The organism is Bradyrhizobium sp. SPXBL-02 (assembly GCF_051853065.1).
In the GTDB taxonomy this organism is placed as follows: domain Bacteria; phylum Pseudomonadota; class Alphaproteobacteria; order Rhizobiales; family Xanthobacteraceae; genus Bradyrhizobium.
In genome coordinates, this window is record NZ_CP182474.1 from 48,903 (window position 1) to 73,685 (window position 24,783).

Annotated in this window: 22 protein-coding genes; 12 read left to right on the forward strand and 10 right to left on the reverse strand. The window is 65.9% G+C overall.

The window, feature by feature from the left end; all coding sequences use genetic code 11:
- The first annotated feature begins 49 nt into the window (after nt 1-49).
- The 6 genes from ACNJYD_RS00220 to ACNJYD_RS00245 all read left to right on the forward strand — a co-directional run bounded on the left by ACNJYD_RS00220 (nt 50) and on the right by ACNJYD_RS00245 (nt 8,358).
- A complete protein-coding gene (locus ACNJYD_RS00220; RefSeq protein ID WP_212255553.1) occupies nt 50-2,197 on the forward strand; it encodes a hybrid sensor histidine kinase/response regulator in 2,148 nt (715 codons plus the stop codon).
- A gap of 53 nt (nt 2,198-2,250) precedes the next feature.
- Nucleotides 2,251-4,206: an ABC transporter ATP-binding protein/permease gene (locus ACNJYD_RS00225; RefSeq protein ID WP_212255552.1), complete on the forward strand. Its 1,956-nt coding sequence runs from the start codon at nt 2,251-2,253 to the stop codon at nt 4,204-4,206.
- Between the two features lie 227 nt (nt 4,207-4,433).
- Entirely contained in the window at nt 4,434-5,258 is an 825-nt protein-coding gene (locus ACNJYD_RS00230) for an FkbM family methyltransferase (RefSeq protein WP_172788007.1), read from the forward strand.
- 25 nt (nt 5,259-5,283) lie between these two features.
- Nucleotides 5,284-5,670: a VOC family protein gene (locus tag ACNJYD_RS00235; protein ID WP_212255550.1), complete on the forward strand. Its 387-nt coding sequence runs from the start codon at nt 5,284-5,286 to the stop codon at nt 5,668-5,670.
- Nucleotides 5,671-5,752: 82 nt separating this feature from the next.
- Nucleotides 5,753-5,995 (forward strand): hypothetical protein, encoded by a 243-nt coding sequence (locus ACNJYD_RS00240; RefSeq protein ID WP_246570841.1) that lies wholly within the window; start codon nt 5,753-5,755, stop codon nt 5,993-5,995.
- 185 nt (nt 5,996-6,180) lie between these two features.
- Nucleotides 6,181-8,358, forward strand: a complete 2,178-nt coding sequence (locus ACNJYD_RS00245) for an OmpA family protein (protein WP_439365030.1) — start codon at nt 6,181-6,183, stop codon at nt 8,356-8,358.
- A 50-nt stretch (nt 8,359-8,408) separates the two neighbouring features.
- Here ACNJYD_RS00245 and ACNJYD_RS00250 read toward each other — a convergent pair whose 3' ends face one another.
- On the reverse strand, nt 8,409-9,365 hold the full coding sequence (locus ACNJYD_RS00250; protein ID WP_212260410.1) for a homocysteine S-methyltransferase family protein: 957 nt from the start codon (nt 9,363-9,365) through the stop codon (nt 8,409-8,411).
- Between the two features lie 231 nt (nt 9,366-9,596).
- Here ACNJYD_RS00250 and ACNJYD_RS00255 point away from each other — a divergent pair, with 231 nt between their 5' ends.
- The gene (locus ACNJYD_RS00255) at nt 9,597-10,217 is read left to right on the forward strand and encodes a TetR/AcrR family transcriptional regulator (protein ID WP_212260409.1); all 621 of its coding nucleotides are present in this window, start codon (nt 9,597-9,599) and stop codon (nt 10,215-10,217) included.
- A gap of 93 nt (nt 10,218-10,310) precedes the next feature.
- Here ACNJYD_RS00255 and ACNJYD_RS00260 read toward each other — a convergent pair whose 3' ends face one another.
- The 7 genes from ACNJYD_RS00260 to ACNJYD_RS00290 form a co-directional block, all read right to left on the reverse strand.
- Nucleotides 10,311-12,068 (reverse strand): alkaline phosphatase, encoded by a 1,758-nt coding sequence (locus ACNJYD_RS00260; RefSeq protein ID WP_212260408.1) that lies wholly within the window; start codon nt 12,066-12,068, stop codon nt 10,311-10,313.
- Between the two features lie 275 nt (nt 12,069-12,343).
- Nucleotides 12,344-13,681 (reverse strand): argininosuccinate synthase, encoded by a 1,338-nt coding sequence (gene argG / locus ACNJYD_RS00265; RefSeq protein WP_212260407.1) that lies wholly within the window; start codon nt 13,679-13,681, stop codon nt 12,344-12,346.
- Between the two features lie 91 nt (nt 13,682-13,772).
- On the reverse strand, nt 13,773-14,549 hold the full coding sequence (locus ACNJYD_RS00270) for a phosphatase PAP2 family protein (protein ID WP_172789501.1): 777 nt from the start codon (nt 14,547-14,549) through the stop codon (nt 13,773-13,775).
- Nucleotides 14,550-14,718: 169 nt separating this feature from the next.
- A complete protein-coding gene (locus ACNJYD_RS00275) occupies nt 14,719-15,207 on the reverse strand; it encodes a hypothetical protein (protein WP_439365034.1) in 489 nt (162 codons plus the stop codon).
- Nucleotides 15,208-15,341: 134 nt separating this feature from the next.
- Complete coding sequence (rlmN, locus tag ACNJYD_RS00280) at nt 15,342-16,535, reverse strand: 23S rRNA (adenine(2503)-C(2))-methyltransferase RlmN (protein WP_212260405.1); 1,194 nt, start codon at nt 16,533-16,535, stop codon at nt 15,342-15,344.
- A 192-nt stretch (nt 16,536-16,727) separates the two neighbouring features.
- Nucleotides 16,728-17,396, reverse strand: a complete 669-nt coding sequence (locus ACNJYD_RS00285; protein WP_172789504.1) for an invasion associated locus B family protein — start codon at nt 17,394-17,396, stop codon at nt 16,728-16,730.
- Nucleotides 17,397-17,512: 116 nt separating this feature from the next.
- The gene (locus ACNJYD_RS00290; protein ID WP_172789505.1) at nt 17,513-18,352 is read right to left on the reverse strand and encodes an SDR family oxidoreductase; all 840 of its coding nucleotides are present in this window, start codon (nt 18,350-18,352) and stop codon (nt 17,513-17,515) included.
- Nucleotides 18,353-18,573: 221 nt separating this feature from the next.
- Between ACNJYD_RS00290 and ACNJYD_RS00295 the strand changes: the two genes are divergently transcribed.
- The 4 genes from ACNJYD_RS00295 to ACNJYD_RS00310 all read left to right on the forward strand — a co-directional run bounded on the left by ACNJYD_RS00295 (nt 18,574) and on the right by ACNJYD_RS00310 (nt 22,068).
- Nucleotides 18,574-19,548: an NADPH:quinone oxidoreductase family protein gene (locus tag ACNJYD_RS00295; RefSeq protein ID WP_260381408.1), complete on the forward strand. Its 975-nt coding sequence runs from the start codon at nt 18,574-18,576 to the stop codon at nt 19,546-19,548.
- 202 nt (nt 19,549-19,750) lie between these two features.
- The gene (locus tag ACNJYD_RS00300; RefSeq protein ID WP_283813647.1) at nt 19,751-19,879 is read left to right on the forward strand and encodes a hypothetical protein; all 129 of its coding nucleotides are present in this window, start codon (nt 19,751-19,753) and stop codon (nt 19,877-19,879) included.
- Between the two features lie 162 nt (nt 19,880-20,041).
- The gene (locus ACNJYD_RS00305; protein ID WP_212260403.1) at nt 20,042-20,893 is read left to right on the forward strand and encodes a hypothetical protein; all 852 of its coding nucleotides are present in this window, start codon (nt 20,042-20,044) and stop codon (nt 20,891-20,893) included.
- A 20-nt stretch (nt 20,894-20,913) separates the two neighbouring features.
- Nucleotides 20,914-22,068, forward strand: coding sequence for a TAXI family TRAP transporter solute-binding subunit (locus ACNJYD_RS00310; RefSeq protein WP_212260402.1), 1,155 nt, complete (start codon nt 20,914-20,916; stop codon nt 22,066-22,068).
- Between the two features lie 253 nt (nt 22,069-22,321).
- On the opposite strand, the gene ACNJYD_RS00315 is transcribed toward ACNJYD_RS00310, so the two are convergent.
- Nucleotides 22,322-22,708 (reverse strand): YkvA family protein, encoded by a 387-nt coding sequence (locus ACNJYD_RS00315; RefSeq protein WP_172789509.1) that lies wholly within the window; start codon nt 22,706-22,708, stop codon nt 22,322-22,324.
- A gap of 103 nt (nt 22,709-22,811) precedes the next feature.
- Complete coding sequence (locus tag ACNJYD_RS00320; protein WP_172789510.1) at nt 22,812-23,111, reverse strand: 4a-hydroxytetrahydrobiopterin dehydratase; 300 nt, start codon at nt 23,109-23,111, stop codon at nt 22,812-22,814.
- Nucleotides 23,112-23,263: 152 nt separating this feature from the next.
- Here ACNJYD_RS00320 and ACNJYD_RS00325 point away from each other — a divergent pair, with 152 nt between their 5' ends.
- Entirely contained in the window at nt 23,264-24,709 is a 1,446-nt protein-coding gene (locus ACNJYD_RS00325) for a TAXI family TRAP transporter solute-binding subunit (RefSeq protein ID WP_212260401.1), read from the forward strand.
- Nucleotides 24,710-24,783: the final 74 nt, after the last annotated feature.

Here is a 24,783-nt window from a genome sequence, read left to right on the forward strand (position 1 = left end):
CCTTCCTCACGCGGGATTCAGTTAAGCTCCCGTCAGGGACGGAGCGACTGTGCAGAGGGCGCAACGCAACTCGCTGAGGCTGTTGCAGTGGATGATGGCGGCATCCCTGGCGCTGCCGATTGCGCTGTTCGCCGTCGCCGCTGCGATCTCCTACACATCGACCAAGGATACCGCCGACCGCGAGATCGAGCGCACGGTCGATGTCGCCCATGAGCACGCGCTCAAGGTGTTCGAGACCATCGATCGCAGCCTCGCCGAGCTCAACGAGGTCGTGCGCGGCCTGCCCGACGACGTCATCCGCGCCCGGGAGCCGACGTTGCATCGCCGGCTGAAGCGGCTGAGCGATTCGCTGCCGCAGCTCAAATCGGCCTGGATCTTCGATGCGAACGGGAAGGCGCTGGTCAACAGCCTCGTCTCGCCGCCGCCGGACCTGAGCTTTGCCGACCGCGATTACTTCTATGCCCATGTCGACCAGAGCATCGGCACGTTCATCGGCACGGCCCTGACGCCACGGCCGCCCTATCAGGGCGCCCGCTTCTTCGGGGTCAGCCGCCGCCGCGAGTCCGACGACGGCCGCTTCATCGGCGTGATCCAGGCTTCGGTGCTGCCGGAATATTTCGAGAGCTTCTACGCCAGAATCGGGTCCGATCCCGGCAGCTTCCTTGCGATGGGCCGCACCGACGGCGCGATGCTCACGCATTTTCCCCGGCTCGACCACGAGCTTCGGCTCGATCCGACCGGACCGGTGGGCCAGAAAATCGCGGCCCAGCCCCAGCACGGCCTGATCACCGTCGCCTGGCCCTCGGACGGAATCGAGCGGCGCATCGCCTACCGGCGCGTCGCCGAATATCCGATCTATGTCAGCGCCGGACTCGAGACCTCGGCGATCCGCGCCCGCTGGCTCGCCACCATCGGCCAGCATCTGGTGTTCGGCATTCCCGCCACCGCGCTGCTGTTCCTGCTGCTGGCGCTCGCTCTGCGGCGCACCCAGCACCTCCAGGCGGAGGCTGCAAAGCGGCGCGAGGCCGAGGAGGCGCTGAAGCACAGCCAGCGCCTGGAAGCGCTCGGCCAGCTCACCGGCGGCGTCGCGCACGACTTCAACAATCTCCTGACGGTGATCCGCGCTTCCGTCGACCTCCTGAACCGCCCGCAGCTGACGGAGGAGCGGCGACAGCGCTACATCACGGCCATCGCGGATTCGGTGGCGCGCGCGGCCAAGCTGACCTCGCAGCTGCTCGCCTTCGCGCGGCGCCAGACCCTCAAGCCGGAGGTGTTCGACGTCGGCGCGCGGGTGCAGTCGCTGCACGACATGCTCGCCACGCTGCTGGGCCCCGCGATCGAGATCGTCATGCAGCTGCCGGCGGAGCCGTGCCTCGTCAATGCCGATGCCAGCCAGTTCGAGACGGCGCTGATCAACATGGCGACCAATGCGCGCGATGCCATGCAGGGCCAGGGGCGAATCGTCTTCAAGGTCGAGGCCACGACGGCCGTTCCGGACACGCTGGCATCGACTGGCCCGGGCATGGCAGGCCACGGCTTCGTCCGCGTAACCGTCAGCGACACCGGTGTCGGCATTCCCGCCGCGCGGCTCGGGCGCATCTTCGAGCCGTTCTTCACCACCAAGCAGGTCGGCCACGGCACCGGCCTCGGCCTGTCCCAGGTGTTCGGCTTCGCCCGACAGTCCGGCGGCGAAGTGACTGTCACGAGCGAGGTGGGGCGCGGCAGCACCTTCTCGCTCTATCTACCGCGCGTGCCGCCGGACCTGCTGCCGCAGCGCCAGGCGCCCAACACGGCGCCGGCGGTGGCCGGCAGCGGCATGTCGGTCCTGGTGGTCGAGGACAATATCGAGCTGGCGAATTTCGCCGCCGACGGCCTCACCGAGCTCGGCTACAGCATCACTCTGATCGACAACGCGACCGATGCGCTCGCCGAGCTCGTCGTGGACGCCGACCGCTTCGACGTCGTGTTCTCGGACGTGGTGATGCCCGGGATGACCGGGCTCGATCTGGCGCAAGCGATCCGCGACCGCAGCATCGGCGTGCCGGTCGTGCTGACCACCGGCTACAGCCAGGCCCTGTCGCAAGAGGGCGTTGCCGGCTTCGATCTCGTGCAAAAGCCCTATTCGATCGAGGAATTGTCGCGCGTTCTGCATCGGGCAGCCCGGATCAGGCGCGTCAGGGACGGCGCCGCCGAATAGGGGCCCGCGGAACCTCACGGGAACCGGCTGAGTTCCCTTCGCGTTGTCCGCTCATGCACAAACCGGCCGCGACGCGCGAACAGGGCAAGAAGCCGCCCATCATCGATATCCAAGGCGAGAACGGCGACGACGTGACACCGCCGCCGCCCGAGCTGGTCGAACCCGACCCTGAACTGTCGCCGGAGGAAGCCGAGCAGGTCCGCAAGGATTATCTGCTGACGCGGTTCTGGATCAGCGCCCGCGGTTTCTGGGGCCGCAACGGCGACCGCCTCGCCTGGCCGTTCTCGATCGGTCTCGTCCTGCTGATCGTGCTGACCGTCGGCTTCCAATACGGCATCAATGTCTGGAATCGTGCGATCTTCGACGCCATCGAGAAGCGCGATGCGGCGAGTGTCTTCCATCTCACCGCAATGTTCTTCCCGCTCGCGATCGGCAGCATCGTGCTCGCAGTCGTGCAGGTGTTCGCGCGCATGGGCATCCAGCGGCGCTGGCGCGCCTGGCTGACCGCGAGCGTGCTGACACGGTGGCTCAAGAACGGGCGCTACTACCAGCTCAACCTCGTCGGCGGCGATCACGGGAATCCGGAATACCGGATCGCGGAGGATCTTCGCATTGCCACCGACGCGCCGGTCGATTTCATTGCCGGCGTCACCTCCGCGCTGCTGTCGGCCGCGACCTTCATCGTCGTGCTCTGGACCATCGGCGGCGCGCTCACCGTCACGCTCGGCGGCTCGTCGGTGACCATTCCCGGCTTCCTCGTGATCGCCGCGATGCTCTACGCCGCGATCGCATCCGGATCGATCACGGTGATCGGCCGGCGCTTCGTGCAAGTCTCGGAGGATAAGAACCAGGCCGAGGCCGATTTCCGCTACACCCTGACACGCGTACGCGAGAACGGCGAAAGCATCGCACTGCTCGGCGGCGAAGAGGAGGAGCGCGACGGCCTCGATCGCAACTTCACGAACGTGCTGCGGCAATGGGCGCGGCTCGCCGGCCAGCACATGCGCACCACGCTGGTGTCGCAAGGATCGAGCCTCGTTGCGCCGGTCGTGCCGCTTCTGCTCTGCGCGCCAAAATTCCTCGACGGCTCCATGACGCTGGGGCAGGTGATGCAGGCCGCATCCGCCTTCACCATCGTGCAGAGCGCGTTCGGCTGGCTGGTCGACAATTATCCGCGGCTCGCCGACTGGAACGCCTGCGCGCGCCGCATCGCCTCATTGATGATGTCGCTCGACGGCCTCGAGCGCGCCGAGCAGGGCGATGGCCTCGGCCGCATCAAGCGCGGCGAGACCAGCAGCGAGGCCATGCTGGAGCTGAAGGATCTCTCGGTCACGCTCGACGACGGCACCGCGGTGGTCGGCGAGACCGAGGTGGTGATCGAGCCCGGCGAGCGGCTCCTGGTCGCCGGCGAATCCGGCACCGGCAAGAGCACGCTGGTGCGCGCCATCGCCGGCCTATGGCCCTGGGGCGGCGGCAGCGTGAATTTCCATGCCGATCGCCGACTGTTCATGCTGCCGCAGCGGCCCTATGTGCCCTCCGGCTCGTTGCGGCGGGCGGTCGCCTATCCCGGCGCGGCCGACCACTGGACCTTGGACGAAATCGGCGAAGCCCTGCACAAGGTCGGCCTCGATCATCTCAAGGAGAAGATCGAGGAGGAAGGACCATGGGACCAGACCTTGTCGGGCGGCGAGAAGCAGCGCCTCGCCTTTGCGCGGCTGCTGCTGCACAACCCCGATATCGTCGTGCTCGATGAGGCGACCTCCGCGCTCGACGAGAAGAGCCAGGACAAGATGATGAAGATGGTCACCGACGCGTTGCCCAAGGCGACCATCGTCAGCGTCGCGCACCGCGCCGAGCTGGAGGCTTTCCACAGCCGCAAGATCGTGCTGGAGCGGCGCAAGGGCGGCGCCAAGCTCGTCAGCGATATCGACCTGATTCCGCGCAAGGGCCGGCGCCGGCTGCTCGGGCGATTCTTGCGGCAGCGCAAGGCGCCAAGGAAGGCGGCGTGAGGCTCTCTCCGTCGTCCCGGACAAGCGCGCCCCAAGCGCGCAGATCCGGGACCGATACCCACAGGAAGGAAGTTTGACGAAGACTCGGAGTGAGCGGGTCGCATCACACTCCTCCCTGGGGTTATGGGTCCCAGGTTCGCTTCGCGCCCCGGGACGACACCGATGATCGAGCGTTGGAGTCCCCCGCAAAACCGGCTATGCATGCGCCTGCAACGAGGATCTGCTGCTTGACGTCCGACAATGCCCCTTCGTCCGCGCCGTTCGGCGCGTTCGCGCCCAATGCGGCGCAGGCCGCAATCATCCGCCTCGCTCAACGATCCGGGCTGAAGCGCGGCGCGTTCCGGCCCTGGATGTCGCGGCTGGTCAACCTGCTGCGCAGCGGCCCTGTCGACGTGCAATACCAGGGCGCCTCGTTCCGCCTCCATCACCAGGGCAGCGCGACCGAGCGCGGCGCGCTGTTCAATCCGGACTACAATCTCGACGAGCTCGACTTCCTGCGCCAGCACACCCCCGCGGGCGGGGTGTTCGTCGATGTCGGCGCCAATGTCGGCACGTTCGCACTGGTGATGGCACGGCAGGTCGGGCCATCAGGAAAAGTGGTGGCGATCGAGCCGCATCCGCTGACCTTCGCACGGCTCTCCTTCAACCACGCCGCATCGAAGACGCCGCAGGTTCGCCTGGTCCAGGCCGCCGCGGGCGACAGCGACGGCGAGCTGATGATCGAGAGCGGCGGCGGCAATCTCGGCGCCACCCACGTCGTCACCGGCACGGCCAGTGCCGAGGCGATCAAGGTGCCGTCGCTGCGCTTGATGCGCATTCTGGAGGAGGCCGGCGTCGGGCAGGTCGATTCGCTCAAGATCGACGTCGAGGGCTTCGAGGACCGCGTGCTGATCGGCTTCTTCCGCGACGCGCCACAATCGCTGTGGCCGCGGGCGGTGGTGATCGAGCATCTGTCACAAAACGAATGGCAGCAGGATTGTATTGCCGACATGGTCGGGCGCGGCTTTACGATCGTGCGGAAGACACGAAGCAATACGTTTCTGTCCCGCTGACAGGGACGAACAAGGGAGGTTAGCGATGATCGACCATCTGGGTTTCTCCGTCTCCGACTATGAGCGCGCCAAAGCGTTCTACGTGAAGGCGCTGGCGCCGCTCGGCTACAGCCTGATCATGGAAGTCACGGCCGAGCAGACCGGTCACGCTGCGGCCGCGGGCTTCGGCGCCGAGGGCAAGCCCGATTTCTGGATCGGCGGCGAGGGCGCGATGAACAAGCCGGTGCATGTCGCCATTCGCGCCAAGGACCGCGCCACGGTCGATGCATTCTACAAGACGGCGATGGCGGCCGGCGGCCGCGACAACGGTCCGCCCGGCATCCGCCCGCATTATCACGCGAACTATTACGGCGCCTTCGTGCTCGATCCCGACGGCCACAATATCGAGGCGGTCTGCCACACGCCGGAATAAACCGGGCTTCGAAGCGGGTGGCGCGGAACATCGGCGCTGCGCCGTCGTTGTTGTTCTCTGCACAACGATCCCGATGGTGCCGATGCCGATCGAACCGCCCGAGATTCCGCCCTCGACGCCCGCTACGCCAACTGAGCCACCGCCCGGAATCCCGCCCGGCAATCCGCAGCCCGAAATCACGCCGCCGGTGCGCGAGCCCGGCTCGCCGCCGCGGCCCGACGAATTGCCGGGCCGCATGCCTGAAGAGATTCCATCGCGCGGCCCGCATGGACCGCTTACGCCCAATCCTGCGACGGATGCAATTCCGCCGCGGGATCACGTGTGAAAGGGCCAACGAGTGCAAGGCGATTGCAACCAGCTTCTGAATGCGCAATGAACGTTGCCATAGTGAGATGATTTGCGTGCAGAAATAAATCGAGCCGCGGTTGCATCGCCCGCCACAATGCGGCCTAACGCGTAGCCGTTCATCACGACACTTCGACAAAGAACCTTCCGGGGAAGTTCACCACCATGACCAACCTTCGTTTCGTGCTGCTTGCGACGACGGCTCTGACCGCGATGCAATTGGCCAACACCGCATCGCATGCGCAAGACGCCGCGCCGCTCGTGGTCGCGCAGGCCCAGCCGCAAGACACGGGCCCTGACGGAAAACCGAAGCAGCCGCCGAAGGGACCGCCCGCAGCCGCGCCGCCTGCAGCACCCGCGCGCCCCGCGGCTCCGCCGCCCGCGGCAGCACCGCCCCACCCGCCTGCAGCGCCCCCGCCGGCAGCTGCCCCGCCGCGCCCGGCAGCGCCGCCACCGCCTCCGCCTCCCCCTGCGGCCCGTCCGGCACCTCCGCCGCCCCCGCCGCCGCCTGCTGCTCCGAAGCAGCCTTCGCCGCCTCCGGCCGCGGCGCCGCAGCAGCACGCCCCGACACCGCCGCCTCCGCCTCCCCCTGCCGCGCGGCCCGCTCCCACACCGCCGGCGCCGCCGCCTGCCGCACGCCCGGCTCCCCCGCCGCCTCCCGCGGCGGCGCCGCAGCAGCAGGCCCCGACCACGCCGCCGCCTGCGGCTCGCCCGACCCCGCCCCCTCCGCCGCCGCCTCCGGCAGCGGCTCCGCCGGCCCGGCCGACGCCCGCGCCTGCGCCGACGGCAACACCGCCTGCTCCGACAGCTGCGCCCACGGCACGCCCCGGCGCGCCCGCGCCGGCAGCAACGCCGGCTCCGACGGCGACACCCGCACCGACCGCAACGCCGGCTCCGGGCAGCACGCCCGGCGCACCGCCGGCTGGTCGCCCCGGCGCACCTCCGCCCGGCGTACGTCCTGGCGCGCCGCCACCCCCTCAGGGATCACCGGCCCCGGGCGCCACGCCCGCGCCAACGGCCACGCCGGCGCCCGGCAGCACTCCGCCGCCGCCGGCCGGACGACCGGGGTCGGCAACGCCCGCACCCGGCGCCACCCCGGCTCCGACGGCGACGCCAGCCCCGGGACAACAGGGTGGAACGCCTCCTGCCGGCGCGCCCGCCGCCGGGACTCCGGCTGCGCCCCCGCAGGCGGGTGCCCCTGCCCGGCCGCCGGCACCTCCCGCCGGCGCCGCGGCTCCGACCGTGGTCCCCGGCACGCCCGCCGCAGCGCCGCCGCCCGACAGGGCACAATACAGACCGCCGACGGTCGCGCCCGCGTTCCGCGCCGCGCCGACGGTCGCAGCGCCCTTGCCGCCGCCGCCGCGTCCGCAACAGCGTGACCTGACGCCGCTCGCGATCGGTGCCGGCGTGGTGGCCGGCGCCGTGATCGGCGCCACCATCGCCGATCTCCATAGCCAGCGACGCGAGGTCGTCGAAGGCGGCCGCACCGTCTACACCGAGCCGGACCGCATCATCATCCGCGATCCGGGCGGCCAGGCCTATGTCCGCGGCAACGATCTCTATCGCTTCCGCTACGGCGCCCGCGACATCCGCACCGACACCGTCGGCGGCGAAACCCGCACCGTCGTGATCCGTCCCGATGGCAGCGAGGTGATCACCGTGGTCGGGCCGGACGGCTCGCTGCTCCGTCGTATCCGCAGGGACCCGCGCGGACGCGAGATCGTGATCATCGACAACACCTACCGCGATCCGCGGGCGGTCGGCGGCTTCTACGTCGACGTGCCGCCGCCGGTGGTCAGCATTCCCTACGATCGCTACATCGTCGACGCCCAGGAGGCGCCGCCGCAGGTGATCTACGAAACGATGCGGGCTCCGCCGGTGCAGCGGATCGATCGGCGCTACTCGCTCGACGAGATCCGCTACAGCCCGAATGTTCGCATGCAGATGCCGAGCATCGACGTCAACACGATCAACTTCGAGACGGGATCGTGGACCATTCCGCCGGACCAGGCGGCGCGGCTTCAAGTGATCGCCGACGGCATCAACCAGGCGCTCCAGGCCAACCCGCAGGAGGTGTTCCTGATCGAGGGCCACACCGATGCGGTCGGCAACGAGGTCGACAATCTGTCGCTGTCGGACCGCCGCGCGCAGGCCGCAGCCGAATTGCTGACGCAGCAGTTCAATGTGCCCGCGGAAAACCTGACGTCGCAGGGCTATGGCGAGCAATACCTGAAGGAGCAGACGCAGGGGCCGAGCCTGATCAACCGGCGCGTCACCGTCCGACGTATCACGCCGTTGCTCAACGGCGGCCAGGCCAATGCGGCGCCTCCGCCGCGCCAGTAGGACCTTCGCAAAAAGAAAATGGCCGGGAGCAATCCCGGCCATTTTTCTTATCACGCCGTCATTGCTTCCGACGGCAGACATGCCTCACAAACCGCGGCAACATGCCGGTGATCAGTGCCGCAACAGCCGCCGAGAATGCGCATGCCGGGGAATGCGCGCCTGAGCAAATGGTAGCGGCGGCCGAGATCTGCGGGATCACCACTGTCTAGCGCCTCCGATTCATCGAGCTCGGCGTGGCTCTTGACCGATGCATTGGCTCTAATGCCGTGGATGCGCTGGACCCAAGCCTCGCCTGTAGCGAGTGCACTCTCGAAGTGCGTTGGGTGTGCGCAATTGATCAGGAAGTATTCGCAAGCCCGCTCCGTTGCGTCGTCGACCGCCTCGATCGCCTCGCGCAGCGACTCTCCCCGGACGAGGCGGCCATCGGTTTCGACCGTGAAAGAGATCGCGACCGGAATGTTCTGTCTCTGGGCTGCACGGACCACGCCCACGGCTTCGTTGATGCTGTTCAGCGTGAATGCAGTCACCATGTCGGCGCCGGCCTCGGCAAAGGCCGCGATCTGGCCCAAGTGGTAGGCTTCCGCCTCCGCCGCGTCCATGTTGCCGGCCTTGTAGCCGTCGCCTCGCGGACCGATCGCGCCGTTGATGACGCAAGGCGTGCCGGGGGCCTCCCAAGCACCGCGCAATTCGTCGAGGAAGCGGATGGCGCGCATGTTGATGGCCTCGAGCCTGGCCGCATCATAGCCGAGCTTGGCGCCCCAATCAGGGTTGGCGCGCCAAGTCGGACTGTCGAGCACGAAGCCGAGCCCATGCTGCCGCGCGATACGCAGATAGGCTTCGTAGTACTGCCTCAAGTGCGCGCGGCCATCCGCGCTGTCGAGCAGCACGAATGCCGCAAAGTGGGGCAGCTCCAGCCCGTGGTGAAAGATAAGGGTTGTTTCCATGCCGCCGTCGGTCAGGAAAATGCCGCCGCCGCGCTGCGGCAGACCATGCCTGTATCTGGCCATTGATCGCTCCATCATTTGGACGGGCCCGCTCTCTTCATTCGGTCGCGCCATGCCCGTGTTCGGTCGCGGCATTTGGTGCCGCATAATGTCGCGTCGCTCTAGAAGCCCCGTGGTGCGGCTGAACTTCCACCGGCAAGCGTAGACAAATCAAAGATTTGCACGAGTCACTCGGAGAGGTGCTTGGTCCCAAGGGCCAATTTCCGCACCGTCGGTACAGTTCTGGAGACATCGATGGGAAAGGGCGATGCGACGCGCGAGCGCATTCTCGAAATCGCGGAAGCGGCGGTGCTCGCAAAGGGCTTCGGCGCCACCTCGATCGAGGAGGTCATTGCCGAGGCCGGACTGACCAAGAGCGGCTTCTTCTATCACTTCAAGGACAAGAACGCGCTCGCACGGGAGATGCTGCGCCGCTACGTGGATACGAATGATCGCCTGTTCGACGAGATCTTCAGGCGCGGACGTGAGCTCTCCGACGACCCGCTGCAGTCGTTCCTGATCTCGCTGAAACTGCTCGCCGAAGTCATGGCCGATCTGCCGAACGGCCATCCCGGCTGCCTGATCGCCAGCATCTGCTATCAGGAGCGCTTGTTCGACCGCGATGTTCGCAATCTGACCGCGCAATCGGTCCGGAGCTGGAATGCGCACTTCCGCGAAATTCTCGACGGGATCGCCGCCGTCTATCCGCCCCGCGAGCCGATGGACCTTGACGATCTCGCGGAGATGATCTCGTGCGTGGTCGACGGCGCAATCATCATGTCGAAGACGCTCAACGACCCGAAGCGGCTGGAGCGACAGATCCTGCTCTTCCGCAGCTTTGTGAAGCTGGTCTTCACGCCGCCTCACTCGTCGTAAATTCATAGAGCGTGAGCGAACCAGGGCGGCCGCCCTGCCGCGCTCGCGTGCGGCAGGCATGTAGTTGTGCCCAGATTGGCAGTCGACCCGTCATCATTGTCGCGCAGCCAATCCCAGCGCATCGGCCATGACACGGAACACGTCGGTATTGTCCATCGAGCCGTGCACGCGCTCGCTGCCCGGTCCGGTCGCGGTCAGGATGACGTCCTCGCCCGAATGCACGCTGGCGCCGACCAGCGCCGACAGATTGCCGGGGCGCAGCACCGCGCCCGGGACCTCCTTGTATTTGTCGTTGGCCTTGTAGGTGCCGTCGTCGCCGGCCTTGACGGTCGGCTCGTTGGGATTGTCGAGCTTCGGACGGAACGTCTCGTAGTGGTCGGGCAGGCTCGCCGAGAAGATGGCAAGCCGCCGGCTCACGTCGACGCGTGACGGATAACCTTCCGCATCCGGCGCGGGATAGTTGGGAAATCCGGCCTGATCGTAGACTCCGACGCGCTCGCGCAAGGGCACGTTGGGCGTCGTGCCCATGTCGTCATTCACCGTGCCGACGAGGCTGTTGGGATGATTATGATCGGCCAGCACCAGGATGAGAGTATCGTCGCCGCGTGCGCGCGCCCATTCGCGCGTCTGACGCACGGCGTTGTCGAGCATGATCGTGTCGTAGACGGCGCGCTCCATGTCGAGCAAATGCGCGTATTTGTCGATCATTCCGGATTCGACCATCAGGAAAAAGCCGCTCTCGTTCTTCGCGAGGATCTTCAGCGCCGCCTGCACCTGCTCGGTCAGGTCTGGCTGCTCGGGGAATTTCCTGACGCCGCCGCCCTTCAGGAATTTGCGGTCGAGCACACCGTCCATGTTGCCGGTGGCGAACAGGCCGAGCAGCCGGCTCGTCTCCTGTTTTGCGGCAGCGGCGCTGAGCTCGCCCGCGGTGGTCGCCATCTGATAGCCGGCATCGCGAAACTTCGCGATGTAGTCGGTCTCGTCCTTGCGCTTGGAGCCGGTAGCCGACTTCGGCAGAAAATTCGCGCTGCCGCCGCCCATCATCACATCCGGCTTCGCCGCGAAGAACTGCTCGACGATGTCGTCATAGGCGGCGCGCCGACGGGTGTGCGCGACCATCGCCGCCGGCGTCGCGTCTTCGATCTCGGTATTGGTGACGATACCGATCGCCATGCCGAGCTGCCTTTTGGCAAGGCTCGTGATGGTTTCGACCTTGGGATCGTCGAGCGGGCTTGCGGTGCGGTCGGCATAGACGCCGAGGGCATTGACGGCGCTCTTGTGCCCGGTCGCATAGGCGCTCGCCGAGTTGGCGGAATCCGTGATGATCGAGTCCGAGCCGGCGGTTGCCACCAGCGCCATATGCGGCATGTCGTCGATGGCGAGCTTGCCGCGGCTCTTGCCTTCCGAAATCCCCTTGGACAGGATTCGCGCGGCGACCCGATGCGCCGGCGACATGCCGTCGCCGATGAACAGGATGACGTTCTTCGCCTTGCGCGCGCCGGTGTCGTAGACCGTCCATGTGACGCTGCGCTGGCGCGTGCCGTCGTTCACGTCGACCACGATGCTGCCGGGCTTGGTCAGCGTGACGTCGCGCAGGATCAGGGCCGACTGCTCCTTGCCGTCCTCGCGCTCGATGAAGCTCCCGGAACGGCCGAACGCGGCCGCATAATCCGCGCCGTTCACCGTCACCTTCAACTTGGCGGGATCGACCAGACCGGGAAGCTCGACCTTGAAGTCGAATTTGGCTCCAGTGAGGATCTCGGCACGATCGATCGGATAGATCGTCTGCGCCTGCAGCGACGATGTCCAGCAAAGGACGATGAGAGAGGCGAGTGCCGATCTCGTGACCATGTTTGATGCTCCGCAATTCCGTTCCGATGGACACAGGAAGCTAGCGATCGAGCATGACACCGTCATTAAGCCCGTAGCCCGGATCGATCGAAGCGCAATCCGGGAATCTCATCGGCTTGGCAGCGGCCCCGGATTTCGCTTCGCTCGATCCGGGCTACGGGACGTCAGTAATCGTAGGGTGGCAAAGGCGCGAGAGCGCCGTGCCCACCACTATCTCGGTTGCGGAAAGATGGTGGGCACGCTTTCGCTTTGCCCAGCCTACGACAGCGAGAGCGTCAGCCCTTGTCGCTCTCGAGCCGGAATATCTGCGAGCCTTCAGTGCCCGACAACAGGCCGGTCTTCGAATAGAGACCGAGCTTGGTGCGGGTGTCGGCGATGTCGAGGTTGCGCATGGTGAGCTGGCCGATGCGGTCGGCCGGCGTGAAGGCGGCGTCCTCGACCTTCTCCATGCTGAGCCGCTCCGGCGCATAGGTGAGGTTGGGGCTCTCGGTGTTGAGGATCGAATAATCGTTGCCGCGGCGCAGCTCCAGCGTCACCTCGCCGGTGACGGCGCGGGCAACCCAGCGCTGCGCGGTTTCGCGCAGCATCAGGGCCTGCGAATCGAACCAGCGGCCCTGATAGAGCAGGCGGCCCAGGCGCATGCCGCTGATGCGGTACTGCTCGATCGTGTCCTCGTTGTGGATGCCGGTGACGAGGCGCTCATAGGCGATGTGCAGCAGCGCCATGCCGGGCGCCTCATAGATGCCGCGGCTCTTGGCCTCGATGATGCGGTTCTCGATCTGGTCGCTCATGCCGAGGCCGTGGCGGCCGCCGATCGCATTGGCTTCGAGGAACAGCGCGACTGGATCGGAGAAGGTCTGGCCGTTGAGAGCCGTCGGCTGACCTTCCTCGAAGCGCACCACAACCTTCTCGGCCTTGACGGCGCAATCGTCGCGCCAGAACGGCACGCCCATGATCGGGTTGACGATCTTGATGCCGCTGTCGAGGCTTTCGAGATCCTTGGCCTCGTGCGTGGCGCCGAGCAGATTGCTGTCGGTCGAATACGCCTTTTCGGCGCTCATCTTGTAGGCGAAGCCCTGCGCGGTCATGAACGCCGACATCTCGGCGCGGCCGCCGAGCTCGTCGATGAACTGCTGGTCGAGCCAGGGCTTGTAGATCTTCAGGCCGGGATTGGTGAGCAGGCCGTAGCGGTAGAAGCGCTCGATGTCGTTACCCTTGAAGGTCGAGCCGTCGCCCCAGATGTTGACGCCGTCCTCCTTCATGGCCGCGACCAGCATCGTGCCGGTCACGGCGCGGCCGAGCGGCGTGGTGTTGAAATAGGTGATGCCGCCGGTCGAGATATGGAAGGCGCCGGACTGGATCGCGGCGATGCCTTCATGGACCAGCTGCGTGCGGCAGTCGACCAGGCGCGCCTTCTCGGCGCCGAACTCCATCGCCTTGCGCGGGATCTCGTTGTAGTCGGCCTCGTCGGGCTGGCCGAGATTGGCGGTGTAGGCGTAGCAGCGCGCGCCCTTCTGCTTCATCCAGAGCAGCGCCGCAGAGGTGTCGAGGCCGCCCGAAAAAGCGATGCCGACTTTCTCACCCTTGGGCAGGCTTTTCAGGATCGTGGTCATGGGGCTTCCAATCGGGTCTCAAGCTGAGGTGACAGGCGGGTTTGACCGCGCGAATATCAAATTTCGCGGGGCTCGGCACCCCTTTAATGGCTCAAACCGAGGGTTCGGGGCCGGTCTTGCGGCCGAACAGGCGCTGGCGGAGCCGGTAGGCGGGCATGTTCAGCCGGGTCAAGGCGGCATCCACCGCCTCGTCCGAGAACCGCGTCCGCGGCCAGCGGTAAATCAGCGCGTAGGCGAACCAGATCACGACGAAGGTGACGAGGCCGGCGATCGAGACATCGGTAAAGAAGTGCCCGCCGAAGGCCATGCGCAGGGTGCTGGTGACGGCACCGAACACCACGGCGGCAGCATAGGCGAGCGGCCGCCACGCCGGCGGCGCCAGCGCGGCCGGCGCCAGCGTCCAGAATGCCGTTGCCCCTTCGCCGGAGAAGAACGAGCAATTGCGCCCGCAGCCGCCGCGCGGATCCCACCACGGCACGAATTGCTGGTCGCCCGCGAACTCGGTCACCACCACCGGGCGCGGGCGGCCCCAATAAGTCTTGAACGTCAGGTTGGTCAAAATGCCGGCCGACATGATCAGCGTGACCAGCAGGAAAATGATCGTGCGCCCGGGCACCATCAGCGGCCGGTCGGGCCGGACCATCTTGACCACGAGCGCGACGATCGAGGGAAGGGCGAACGCCCAGGCGATCCACATCGCCGCATCGCGCGCAAAGCCGGCCCACTCGTTCAGCTTGAGCGGAAAAGTCCTGGTCTCGGGGTCGAAGAACAGCGAAGCGAGCTTGAGGTCGAGCTCGGGATAAAGGCCGAAGGCGACGCCGATGACGAGCCACAGCGCCAGGGCAATGAAGAGTCCAGTCCGGTTCATGGCGCGCGGTTTAGCGGAGTGGGAAGGGGATGGAAACCCCGGAATCCGTCATTGCGAGCGACTTGTCCGCCGTAGCTCGAAGAGCGAAGGCAGAAGCGAAGCAATCCAGAATCTTTCCGCAGAGGACCCTGGATTGCTTCGTCGCTTCGCTCCTCGCAATGACGGCGTCTCAATCCGGCCGCGAATTCGACGGCAATGGCGGCGGCGGTTTGCGCGGGGGCGGCGGGATGCGCCAGGCGCCGGCATTGCGGCCGGCGATCAGCCAGTAGACCACGCCGGCAACGATGCCGGCACCCGTCATGATTTCCAGGTGACGCCGCACGATGCCCTCGAACTGCAGCGTGTCGGCGTGGAAGGGAATAAGGCCGAGATAGCAGGCGAGCCCGACGAGGCCCCCGCCGACGGCATAGGCGATCGCACTGCGGATGTAGAGCGCTTCGGTGATCGCGACGATCACCGCCGCCGGCACCAGCGCGAAGCCGGAGACGAAGATGAAGCCGAAGCCGAGCAGGATGTCGATCGTGCCCTGATCGACCGGACCGGCGCCGAGATCGGCGAATTCCGGAAACAGCAGCGCGACGACGACGATCATGCCGCCGACGAAACAGGCGGCGAGAAAGCCGATGAAGATGACGACGAGGCGGCCGATCAGGGACATGACGAAAATGCCAACTCAGTCGTCATTGCGAGGAGCGCAGCGACGAAGCAATCCAGACTGCCGCCGCGGAGACAGTCTGGATTGCTTCGCTGCGCTCGCAATGACAGGAATGCGAGAGCGACGGCATGAACAACTCAATCCGTCATCGCCATGGCGCGCAGCGCCTGGCGTTCGCGCGCCGAGAGCTTTTCGGTCTCCGACTTGAGCTGGCCGCAGGCGGCGAGGATGTCGCGGCCGCGCGGGGTGCGCACGGGCGAGGAATAGCCGGCGTTGAAGATGTATTCGGAGAACCTTTCGATCTGGTCCCAGTCCGAGCATTCATAGGCGGTGCCGGGCCAGGGATTGAACGGGATCAGATTGATCTTGGCCGGAATGCCCTTGAGCATCTTCACCAGCAGCTTGGCATCGTCGAGCGAATCGTTGACGCCCTTGAGCATGACATATTCGAAGGTGATGCGGCGCGCGTTGGAGGCGCCGGGATAGTCGCGGCAGGCCTGCAGCAGCTCCTTGATCGGATATTTGCGGTTGAGCGGCACCAGCTCGTTGCGCAGCTCGTCGCGCACCGCGTGCAGCGAGATCGCGAGCATGACGCCGATCTCCTCGCCGGCGCGCACGATGTTCGGCACCACGCCCGAGGTCGACAGCGTGATGCGGCGGCGGGAGATGCCGATGCCTTCGTTGTCGCCGACGATCAGAAGCGCATCGCGCACCGCGTCGAAATTGTAGAGCGGCTCGCCCATGCCCATCATCACGATGTTGGTGACGCGGCGCGTGCCGTCCTCGCGATCGGCCCAGTCGTTGAGGCGATCGCGCGCGACCATCACCTGGCCTACGATCTCGCCGGCGGTGAGATTGCGCACCAGGCGCTGGGTGCCGGTGTGGCAGAAGGCGCAGTTCAGCGTGCACCCCACCTGCGAGGAGACGCACAGCGTGCCGCGGTCGGTCTCGGGGATGTAGACGCATTCGACTTCGTGCGCCTTTTGAACATTGTCGCCGCTCGGCAGACGCAGCAGCCATTTGCGGGTGCCATCGTTGGAGATCTGCTCGGCCACGACCTCGGGCCGGTCCACGGTGAAATGCTGGGCGAGATCGGCGCGGATGCCCTTCGAGATCGAGGTCATGTCATCGAAGCTCTGGGCGCCGCGGAAATAGATCCAGTGCCACAGCTGCTGCACCCGCATCTTGCGCTGGGCCGGTGCGACGCCGATCTCGCCGAGGCGATCGGCAAGCTCGGCGCGCGACAGGCCGATCAGCGACGGTTTTGCCGGCGGCACATAGGTTTCGAGCGGAGTCTTCTCCACCAGGATGGCGTTGTGCGGCTCGGTCATCGGTTGCCTGAGATTGCTGCTGTCTCGTCATGCCCGGGCTTGTCCCGGGCATCCACGTTCTCCCCGCCGGAACCAGCGCGTGGATGGCCGGGACAAGCCCGGCCATGACGGCAGCACCTTTGGGATACCCCTATATAGCAACCGGAACCGCCGATTGCGACCTTATCGCCAGCAGACTTAACGCCCGCAGTCTTAACGCCTGCAGTCCTGCGCGATCTTGTCGAGCGCCTGGGCGAGGCCCTTCAGCGAAAACGTGTCGGTCGTCTCGGTGCCCTTGGCCGAGACGCCCTTGACGACGAGATCGGCGGATTTGCGCATGGCTTCGACCATCCGCTCCTCCTCGGCCGCGTTCTTGATCCAGAGCCCGTCGCCCTGCGTGTACATGGCGAAGGAGGCGCCGCCGACCTCGACGGTCGATTCCGAGCCGGGCTTCAGCGCATAGCCGATCATGACCGAGACTTCGTTGTTGACCTTCTCGGCCGGCCGGGTCGAGACGAAGGCATAGGCGGGATCGCGCGGCCGGTTCGGCGGGTTGGTTTTCGACGACGACGGCTTGGCCAGCGCGAAGCAGACCTTCTTGCCGTTCGGCGTCGCCGAATAGGCGCCCCAGGTGCCGAACTGCCCGATCAGGGTCGGCTCCGCGCCCCCCGCAACTGCCGCAGCCGGGGCCGCCGGTTTGCTCTCGGGCTTCGGGGTCGCCTTTGCGTTGGTGTTGGCCGGCGGCGCCGCCGGCTTGGGGGTCGCCTCTTTCGGAGCAGAACCGGACTTGGGCGCCGGTTGCGCCGTCTGCGCCCGCGCAGAAACGGCGATTCCCCCGGCCGCCACGCCAGTCGTCAAAGCTAAAATCAGCACCCGCCACATGCCGCAGTGGTTCCCTCAATATTGTGACTGGAAGATGGCCCGAGCGCGCGTTGTCCCCGGCCAGGGATAGCCGGGAAAGTCCAATTTGGGAAGGCAGTTAGCGGTATCGGCGGCGGTTACGCCTTGGATCTGGCGGCGCGTTGAGCGGCCCATTGCGCCTCGGTCCAGCCGAGCAGATCCTCGGCACCGGAACTGCGCAAATGCGCGCCGCCGTCGATCACCACCATCTCGCCATTGATGTAGGCGGCACGGTCCGAGACCAGAAAGCTGGCGAGATCGGCCAGCTCGCTGTGCTCGCCGGTGCGCCCAAGCGGGTTGCGCGAGGACCAGCCCTCGTCGCGGCCTTCGGGACGGAGCTGCCCGGTGGCCCCTGCGGTCGGAAACGGGCCCGGCGCGATCGCGACGGTGCGGATGCGCTTCGGGCCCCATTCCACCGCAAGGCTCCTGGTCATCGCCAGCAGCGCCGACTTCGCCATTGCCGAGGGAACCGTGAAGGCGCGGCCGGTGATGGTGGAGGTCGACAGGATCGACAGCACGACGCCGGCATGCTTGGCCTCGATCCAGCGCCGGCCGGCGGCGAGCGTGCAATACATCGCGCCGTGCAGCGTCGGCGCCAGGATCGCATCCGCGGCGCGGAAGGAGAGATGCTCGCTTTGTGCGATGAAGGTGGCAGCGGCATTGTTGACGAGAATGTCGAGCGGCGCCTCGCGCCAGATCGCATCCATCATGTTGTCGACGGCCGCACCGTCGCGGATATCGCAGGCGATCGCGGTGACCCTGCCGCCGGTCTCTTCGCGCATCTCGCGCGCCGTTGCCTCGAGGCGATCGAGCTTGCGGCCGCAGATCACGAGCTCGGCGCCGAGCGCGAGGAAGCGGCGGCCCATCGCGGCGCCCAGGCCCGAGCCGCCGCCGGTGATGAGGATGCGCTTGGTCTCGAGCAGGCTTGTTTCAAACATCGTTTGAATCCTTTCTCCGCGAATTTCGTCATTGCGAGCGCAGCGAAGCAATCCAGACTATTTCCGCGGTGCGGACTCTGGATTGCTTCGCTGCGCTCGCAATGACGGGAGGTTAGGCCGTCGCGTGGTCCGAGACAAAGAATCCGGATTGTCCGGCCGCAGTAAATCCGGCAGAAACGACCCAACTATAATTCCACTCGAAACGCTCTCAAGGTGCCGCCATGAAAGCCATCCTCTGCTCGCAATATTGCCAGCCCGACGACCTCGTTCTGACTGAGGTGCCGGATCCGGTGGCAGGGCCCGGCGAAGCCGTCATCGCGATCAAGGCGGCGGCGCTGAATTTCTTCGACATCCTGATGATCCAGGGCAAGTACCAGATCAAGCCGCCATTCCCGTTCTCGCCGGCGGCGGAAGTTGCCGGGGTGATCGAGAGCATCGGCGCCGGCGTCACTGACCTCAAGGTCGGCGACCGCGTCGTCGCCTCCTGCGGCCACAACGGCGCCCGCGAGAAGATCGCGCTGCCGGCGGCATCGATCGTGAAGATCCCCGACAGTCTCGACTACGACCGCGCGGCCGGCATCATCATCATCTACGGCACCGCGCTGCACGCGCTGGAGGATCGCGCCAGCCCCAAGCCGGGCGAGACGCTCGCCGTGCTGGGTGCAGCTGGCGGCACCGGCCTTGCGGCCTGCGAGCTCGGCAAGCTGATGGGCTTGAAGGTGATCGCCTGCGCCTCGTCGGACGAGAAGCTCGAATTCGCCAAAGCGCATGGCGCCGAGCTGACGCTGAACTACGCCAAGGAAGATCTGAAGGAAGGCCTGCGCAAGCTCACCAATGGCAAGGGCGTCGACATCATCTTCGATCCGGTGGGTGGTGCTTACGCCGAACAGGCGCTGCGCTCGATCGCATGGGAAGGCCGCTTCCTCGTCATCGGCTTTGCGGCCGGCGACATTCCCAAGATGCCGCTGAACCTCGCGCTGCTGAAGGGCTGCGACATCCGCGGCGTGTTCTGGGGCGCCTGGACGCGGCTCAACCCGGCGAAAAATCGCGCCAATCTCGAGAAGCTGGTGAAGTGGACCGCGGAAGGCAAGATCTCATCGCATGTCGACCGCACCTTCCCGCTGGCCCAGACCGCGGATGCGTTGAAGGTGCTCGCGGGCCGTCAGGCTATGGGCAAGGTGATCCTGCATCCGTGATCGCGATGTCATCGCGACGCTGTTTCAACATCCACAGCTGTCATCGCCCGGCTCGACCGGGCGATCCATTATTCCAGAGACGTTAGTGATCTAGCCGAGACGCCGCGGTGTACTGGATTCCCCGCTTGCCGCCTACGCTCAAGCTTCGGCGTGCCCAAGACCGAAACCTCGGCGAAGCCTTGGCGTAGCCGGGTCGCGGGGAATGACAGCGGCGGGCGAGACGGGCAGCGTCGACGACCGCGACATCGCAAAGCTGCGCCTGCCGCCGCATCGTAAAATCCTCTCAACCATCGCGAGCAAAATTGCGGTGCATTCCGCCGCGCCGCCGTAATCAAACCCAAATATTTCCAGATTCGCGCAAACCGCCGTCGTTTTTTGGGCTGAATCGGACGGCGATTTACCGGTTCCAGTTAGCGGGGACCTCTGGACAACAACAAGAAGACTGAAGCCGGGACTGCCCCTGCGTTGCGTCAGTAAAGGGGAGCATCACACCATGGAGACGACGGCCTACCGTCTGTCGAAGGAATCGCACGCGCACGATTCCGATCGATCGGCATCACATCCGCCCATCGCGTCCTATATCCGTGCACGCGCCAAGCGCGCCGAGCTCGCGCAGGACGATCCAATTCCACTGTTTCTGTCCGATCCGCTCGGTGCGCCGGACCCGAGCGAATATGCACCGGTGACATTGCGCTCCAGAATGGTCCCAAGTGTGCTCGCGGCCGTTCTGGCGGCATCCACTCTGGCAGTTCTGGTCACACTGTTTCAGTCCGACTTGCGCGGCCTCTTCGCCACTCATGCCGATAGCTGGGTCCGCATCATGGCGGACCCAGCTATGGCGTCGGCCAGCGCACCGACCACACCGCAGATCCCGCCCAAGGATGCGGCTCGCGTGAGCGACACGAGGCTGGCGAGCGCCGACATGCAGGCTCTCTCTGCACCTGCCACACCGAGCCGAGAGGCAATCGCGACCGCCTATCAGACCGCGCTGCAAGCCCAAGAACAAACCCAACCAGCGCCCGCGCCCGTCGCGGCGCCGCCCGCACCGCCTGCGCCCGCGAAGACGCTCGATGCTGACACGCTGGCCGCGCTGATGACGCGCGCGAAGAGCCTGTTGGGCGTCGGCGATATTGTTGCTGCCCGCCTGCTGCTTGAACGCGCGGCCAATGCACAGGATGCCACGGCTGCGTTTCTGCTGGCGCAGAGTTATGACCCGGCCGTGCTTGGCACCAGCGACTCGCGGCGCATCGCCGCTGACGCGACCGCCGCGCGCGACTGGTATCAAAAGGCTGCCAGTCTCGGATCGGCGGAAGCGCGCCAGCGCCTCGCCCAATTCTCGAATTAGGCCAATTCAGAGGGGACATCATGCGTAATACTTTGAAAATGGCGCTTGCCGCCATCACGACCATCTGTGCCTTCGCCGCCCACGCCGAGCAGGCCGAATATGATCCGGCCAAGGTCTCGGACAGCCTGAAGGCCATCTTCCAGTTCGGCTCGAACTCGACCAAGCAGGCGCTGAACGCCAACACCGTCACGCTGATCACGGGCACGATCGGCGGGACTTATGTGCAGTTCGGCGCCGACCTCGCCTCGGTGCTCGACGACGGCAACAAGATCCGCGTGCTGCCGATCGTCGGCCGCGGCTCGGTGCAGAGCGTCGCCGACATCCTGTTCCTGCAGGGCGTCGATCTCGGCATCGTGCGCGCAGACACGCTCGACTATCTCGAGCGCAAGGGCTTCGCCAAGGACATCAAGAAACAGTTCACTTACGTGACCAAGCTCTACAATGAAGAGATGCAGGTCATCGCGCCGAAATCGATCGCAACGCTGAAGGACCTCGAGGGCAAGAAGGTCAGCGTCGATCTGCCCAATGGCGGGACCTTCGTCACCGCACTGACGGTGTTCGAGCGGCTCGGGATCAAGGCGAACTTCGTCTATGTCGAGCAACGCATCGCGATGGAGAAGCTGAAGGCCGGGCAGATCGATGCCGTCATCGTGGTCGGAGGCAAGCCGTACAAATCGGTCTCGACCTTCGGCAATGACGGCCGCTTCCATCTCGCGAAGGTGGACTATGCAAAGCCGCTGCAGAGCGACTATCTGCCGGCAACCCTGACCGCCAAGGACTACCCGAATCTCATCAAGGAGGGTGAGAGCGTCGACACGATCGCGGTGCCCGCGGTGCTCGCGGCCTACAATTGGGCGCCCAACACCGAGCGTTATCGCAAGCTCGCACTGTTCGTGGACGCGTTCTTCACGAAATTCACGGCACTGCAGAACCCGCCCTTCCATCCCAAGTGGAAGGAGGTCTCGCTGGCGGCGCCGCTTTCCGGCTGGAACAGATTGCCGGTGGCGCAGCAATGGCTCGACAAGCACGGCATCGAGCCGGTGACACGGCAGCGCTTCGAGGCGTTCTTGAAGCAGAGCCCTGCGGCAGCAACCGTGTCTGATGCGGACAAGGAGACGCTGTTCAGGCAATTCCAGGCGTGGGACGCGGAGAAGGCGCGGGCGGAGAAGAAATAGCGGCCGTCATTGCGAGGAGCGGAGCGACGAAGCAATCCAGAATCCCTCCGCGGAAAGAGTCTGGATTGCTTCGCTTCGCTCGCAATGACGATGCTCGCGGCAGCAGCAGCCACACACTCACTGTCATCGCCCGGCTCGACCGGGCGATCCAGTACTCCGTGACGTCAGTGATTGAATCGAGAGGCCGCAGCGTACTGGATGCCCCGGTCAAGCCGGGGCATGACAGCGGAACGTGTGGTTGAATCCGCCTTGACTACGCCGCTTCCACGTCCGCCTCGCTCACCCCGCGCTTCAGCGCGGCGCGGGCGGCTTCGCGGTGCTCGTTCGTGATGTGGCCGGCAACCATGCGGATGGCGGTGGCGAGCACGGCGGCGTCATCGGCGAAGCCGAGCATCGGCATGACGTCGGCGACGAAGTCGAACGGCAGGATGAAATAGGCGATCGCGCCTAACAGCGAGGCCTGGACGTGGCGCGGCGTCTGCCGGTCGAACGCGCAGTAATAGGCCGCAAGCAGATCCTCGGCGAACGGCAGTTGTGCGGCGACGCGCTTCAGCTTGCGCCAGAAGCGGCGGCGCACGCTCTCGCGATCTTCCGCAAGCCGATCGGCCGGCTCAAAGCCAACACTGTGCTCGGCAGCCATGCTGCAACTCCCCGTTCAGCAAGGGGCGGCGGATCGCCGCATGCCCTGCTGATCACAAGATGGGGATGCGGCCGGGCGCTGCAAGATGTCAGCTAGGTGTCAGCTAAGCCGTCGGCTTGGCGATGGCGTTCATCGCCTTGGCGAGCTCGATGTCGCGCGCCGTGACGCCGCCGGCATCATGGGTCGACAGCACCACCTCCACGGTCTTGTAGACGTTACGCCATTCGGGGTGATGGTCCATCTTCTCGGCGACCAGCGCGGCGCGGCTCATGAAGCCGAACGCCTCGTTGAAATCCTTGAAGACAAAGGTTTTCCCGATGGCGTCGCGGCCTTGGACGTCGGTCCAGCCGGGTAGTCCGCCCAGCGCCTGCCTGCGCGCCTCTGCCGAGAGCCGTTCTGACATGACCATCTCCGTCCTTCAGGGGAACTTTACCCTAGCACCGCGCTGACGCCCGGGTTCACACGGGGATTTCCTCGATCCGCTAACCATGACGGAGATGTAACCCCGCCGGACAAGAAATTTGCTACAATTGCGGGCGTAAATCGCCGGCCAAGATGAAACTGAGCCTGAAGCGCCTGTTTGGGAGATCTATGACCGGGGGATTGGACCTGGCCGAAGCGCCCCCTCCGCCTTCGCCGCGATCCGCGGCGCGGAAGACGGCCCTCGTGTCTCTGGCCCTGGTGCTCGCGATCATCGGCGCGCTAGCCGGCGGCTACTATTTCGCGATGCGACCGGTGACGCTGAGGATCGCGGTCGGCCCTGCCAACAGCGACGACGTCAAGGTCGTGCAGACGCTGACGCAAGGCTTCGCGCAACACAAGAGCCAGGTGCGGCTGCGCCCGATCCAGACCGACAGTGCCATCGCCAGCGCCAGTGCGCTCGCGGACGGCAAGGTCGACCTCGCCATCGTGCGCGGCGACCTCGAGGTGCCGAAGAACGCACAGGCGGTCGCGACCCTGCGCAAGAACGTCGTGGTGCTGTGGTCCGTGCCCGCCAAGGGCAAGAAGAAGGGCGCGAAGATCACCAAGATCGCGCAGCTCGCCGGCCATCGCATCGGCGTCGTCGGCCGCACCCAAGCCAACGTCAACCTCCTCAAGGTGATCCTGCAGCAATACGGCGTCGATTCCGCCAAGGTCGAGATCGTGCAATTCCCAGCGAACGAGGTTGCCGACGCGATCAAGGCGCAGAAGGCCGACGTCTATCTCGCGGCCGGCCCGGTCAACAGCAAGATCACGGCCGACGCGATCGCGGCATCTATCAAGGAAGGCGGCACGCCGACCTTCCTCGAGATCGATTCGGCGGACGCAATCGCACAGAACCACCCGGTCTACGAAGCCTCGGAGATCCCTGCCGGCACCTATGGCGGCTCGCCCGCCCGACCCGAGGACGAGGTCAAGACCATCAGCTTTTCGCATCACATCGTGGCGCGCAAAGGCGTGTCCGAGACCACCATCGCGGCGTTCACGCGCCAGCTGTTCGCCGTGCGGCAGCAATTGGTGACGGAATTCCCGCTGGCGGCAAAGATCGAAACGCCCGATACCGACAAGGACGCCGTGATCCCGGTGCATCCCGGTGCAGCCGCCTTCGTCGACGGCGAGGAGAAGACCTTCCTCGACAAATACAGCGATTACATCTGGTGGGGCTTGATGGCGCTGTCCGCCATGGGCTCGATCGGCGCGTGGTTTGCGGGCTATCTGAAGAAGGACGAGCGCGACAACAACAACCATCTGCGTGATCGGCTGTTGGACATGATCGCGGCCGCGCGCAAGTGCGAGACCACCGAAGAGCTCGACCAGATGCAGACCGAAGCCGACGACATCCTGCGCGATACGCTGCGCTGTTACGATCACGGCGCGATCGAGGAAGGCGCGCTCACCGCCTTCAACATTGCCCTCGACCAGTTTCATTCGGCGGTCGCCGACCGCAAGGCCCTGCTGATGAGCCTGCCGCAGAACCTGCAGCGCGCCGGCGCGCAATTCCGGGCCGCCGGCAACGCCTGAGCCTGCGCTTGCGCGTTATTGCTGCGTCACATTGTCTCAATATAGCTTGCCCCGTCGTCCCGGGCGCGTAACGC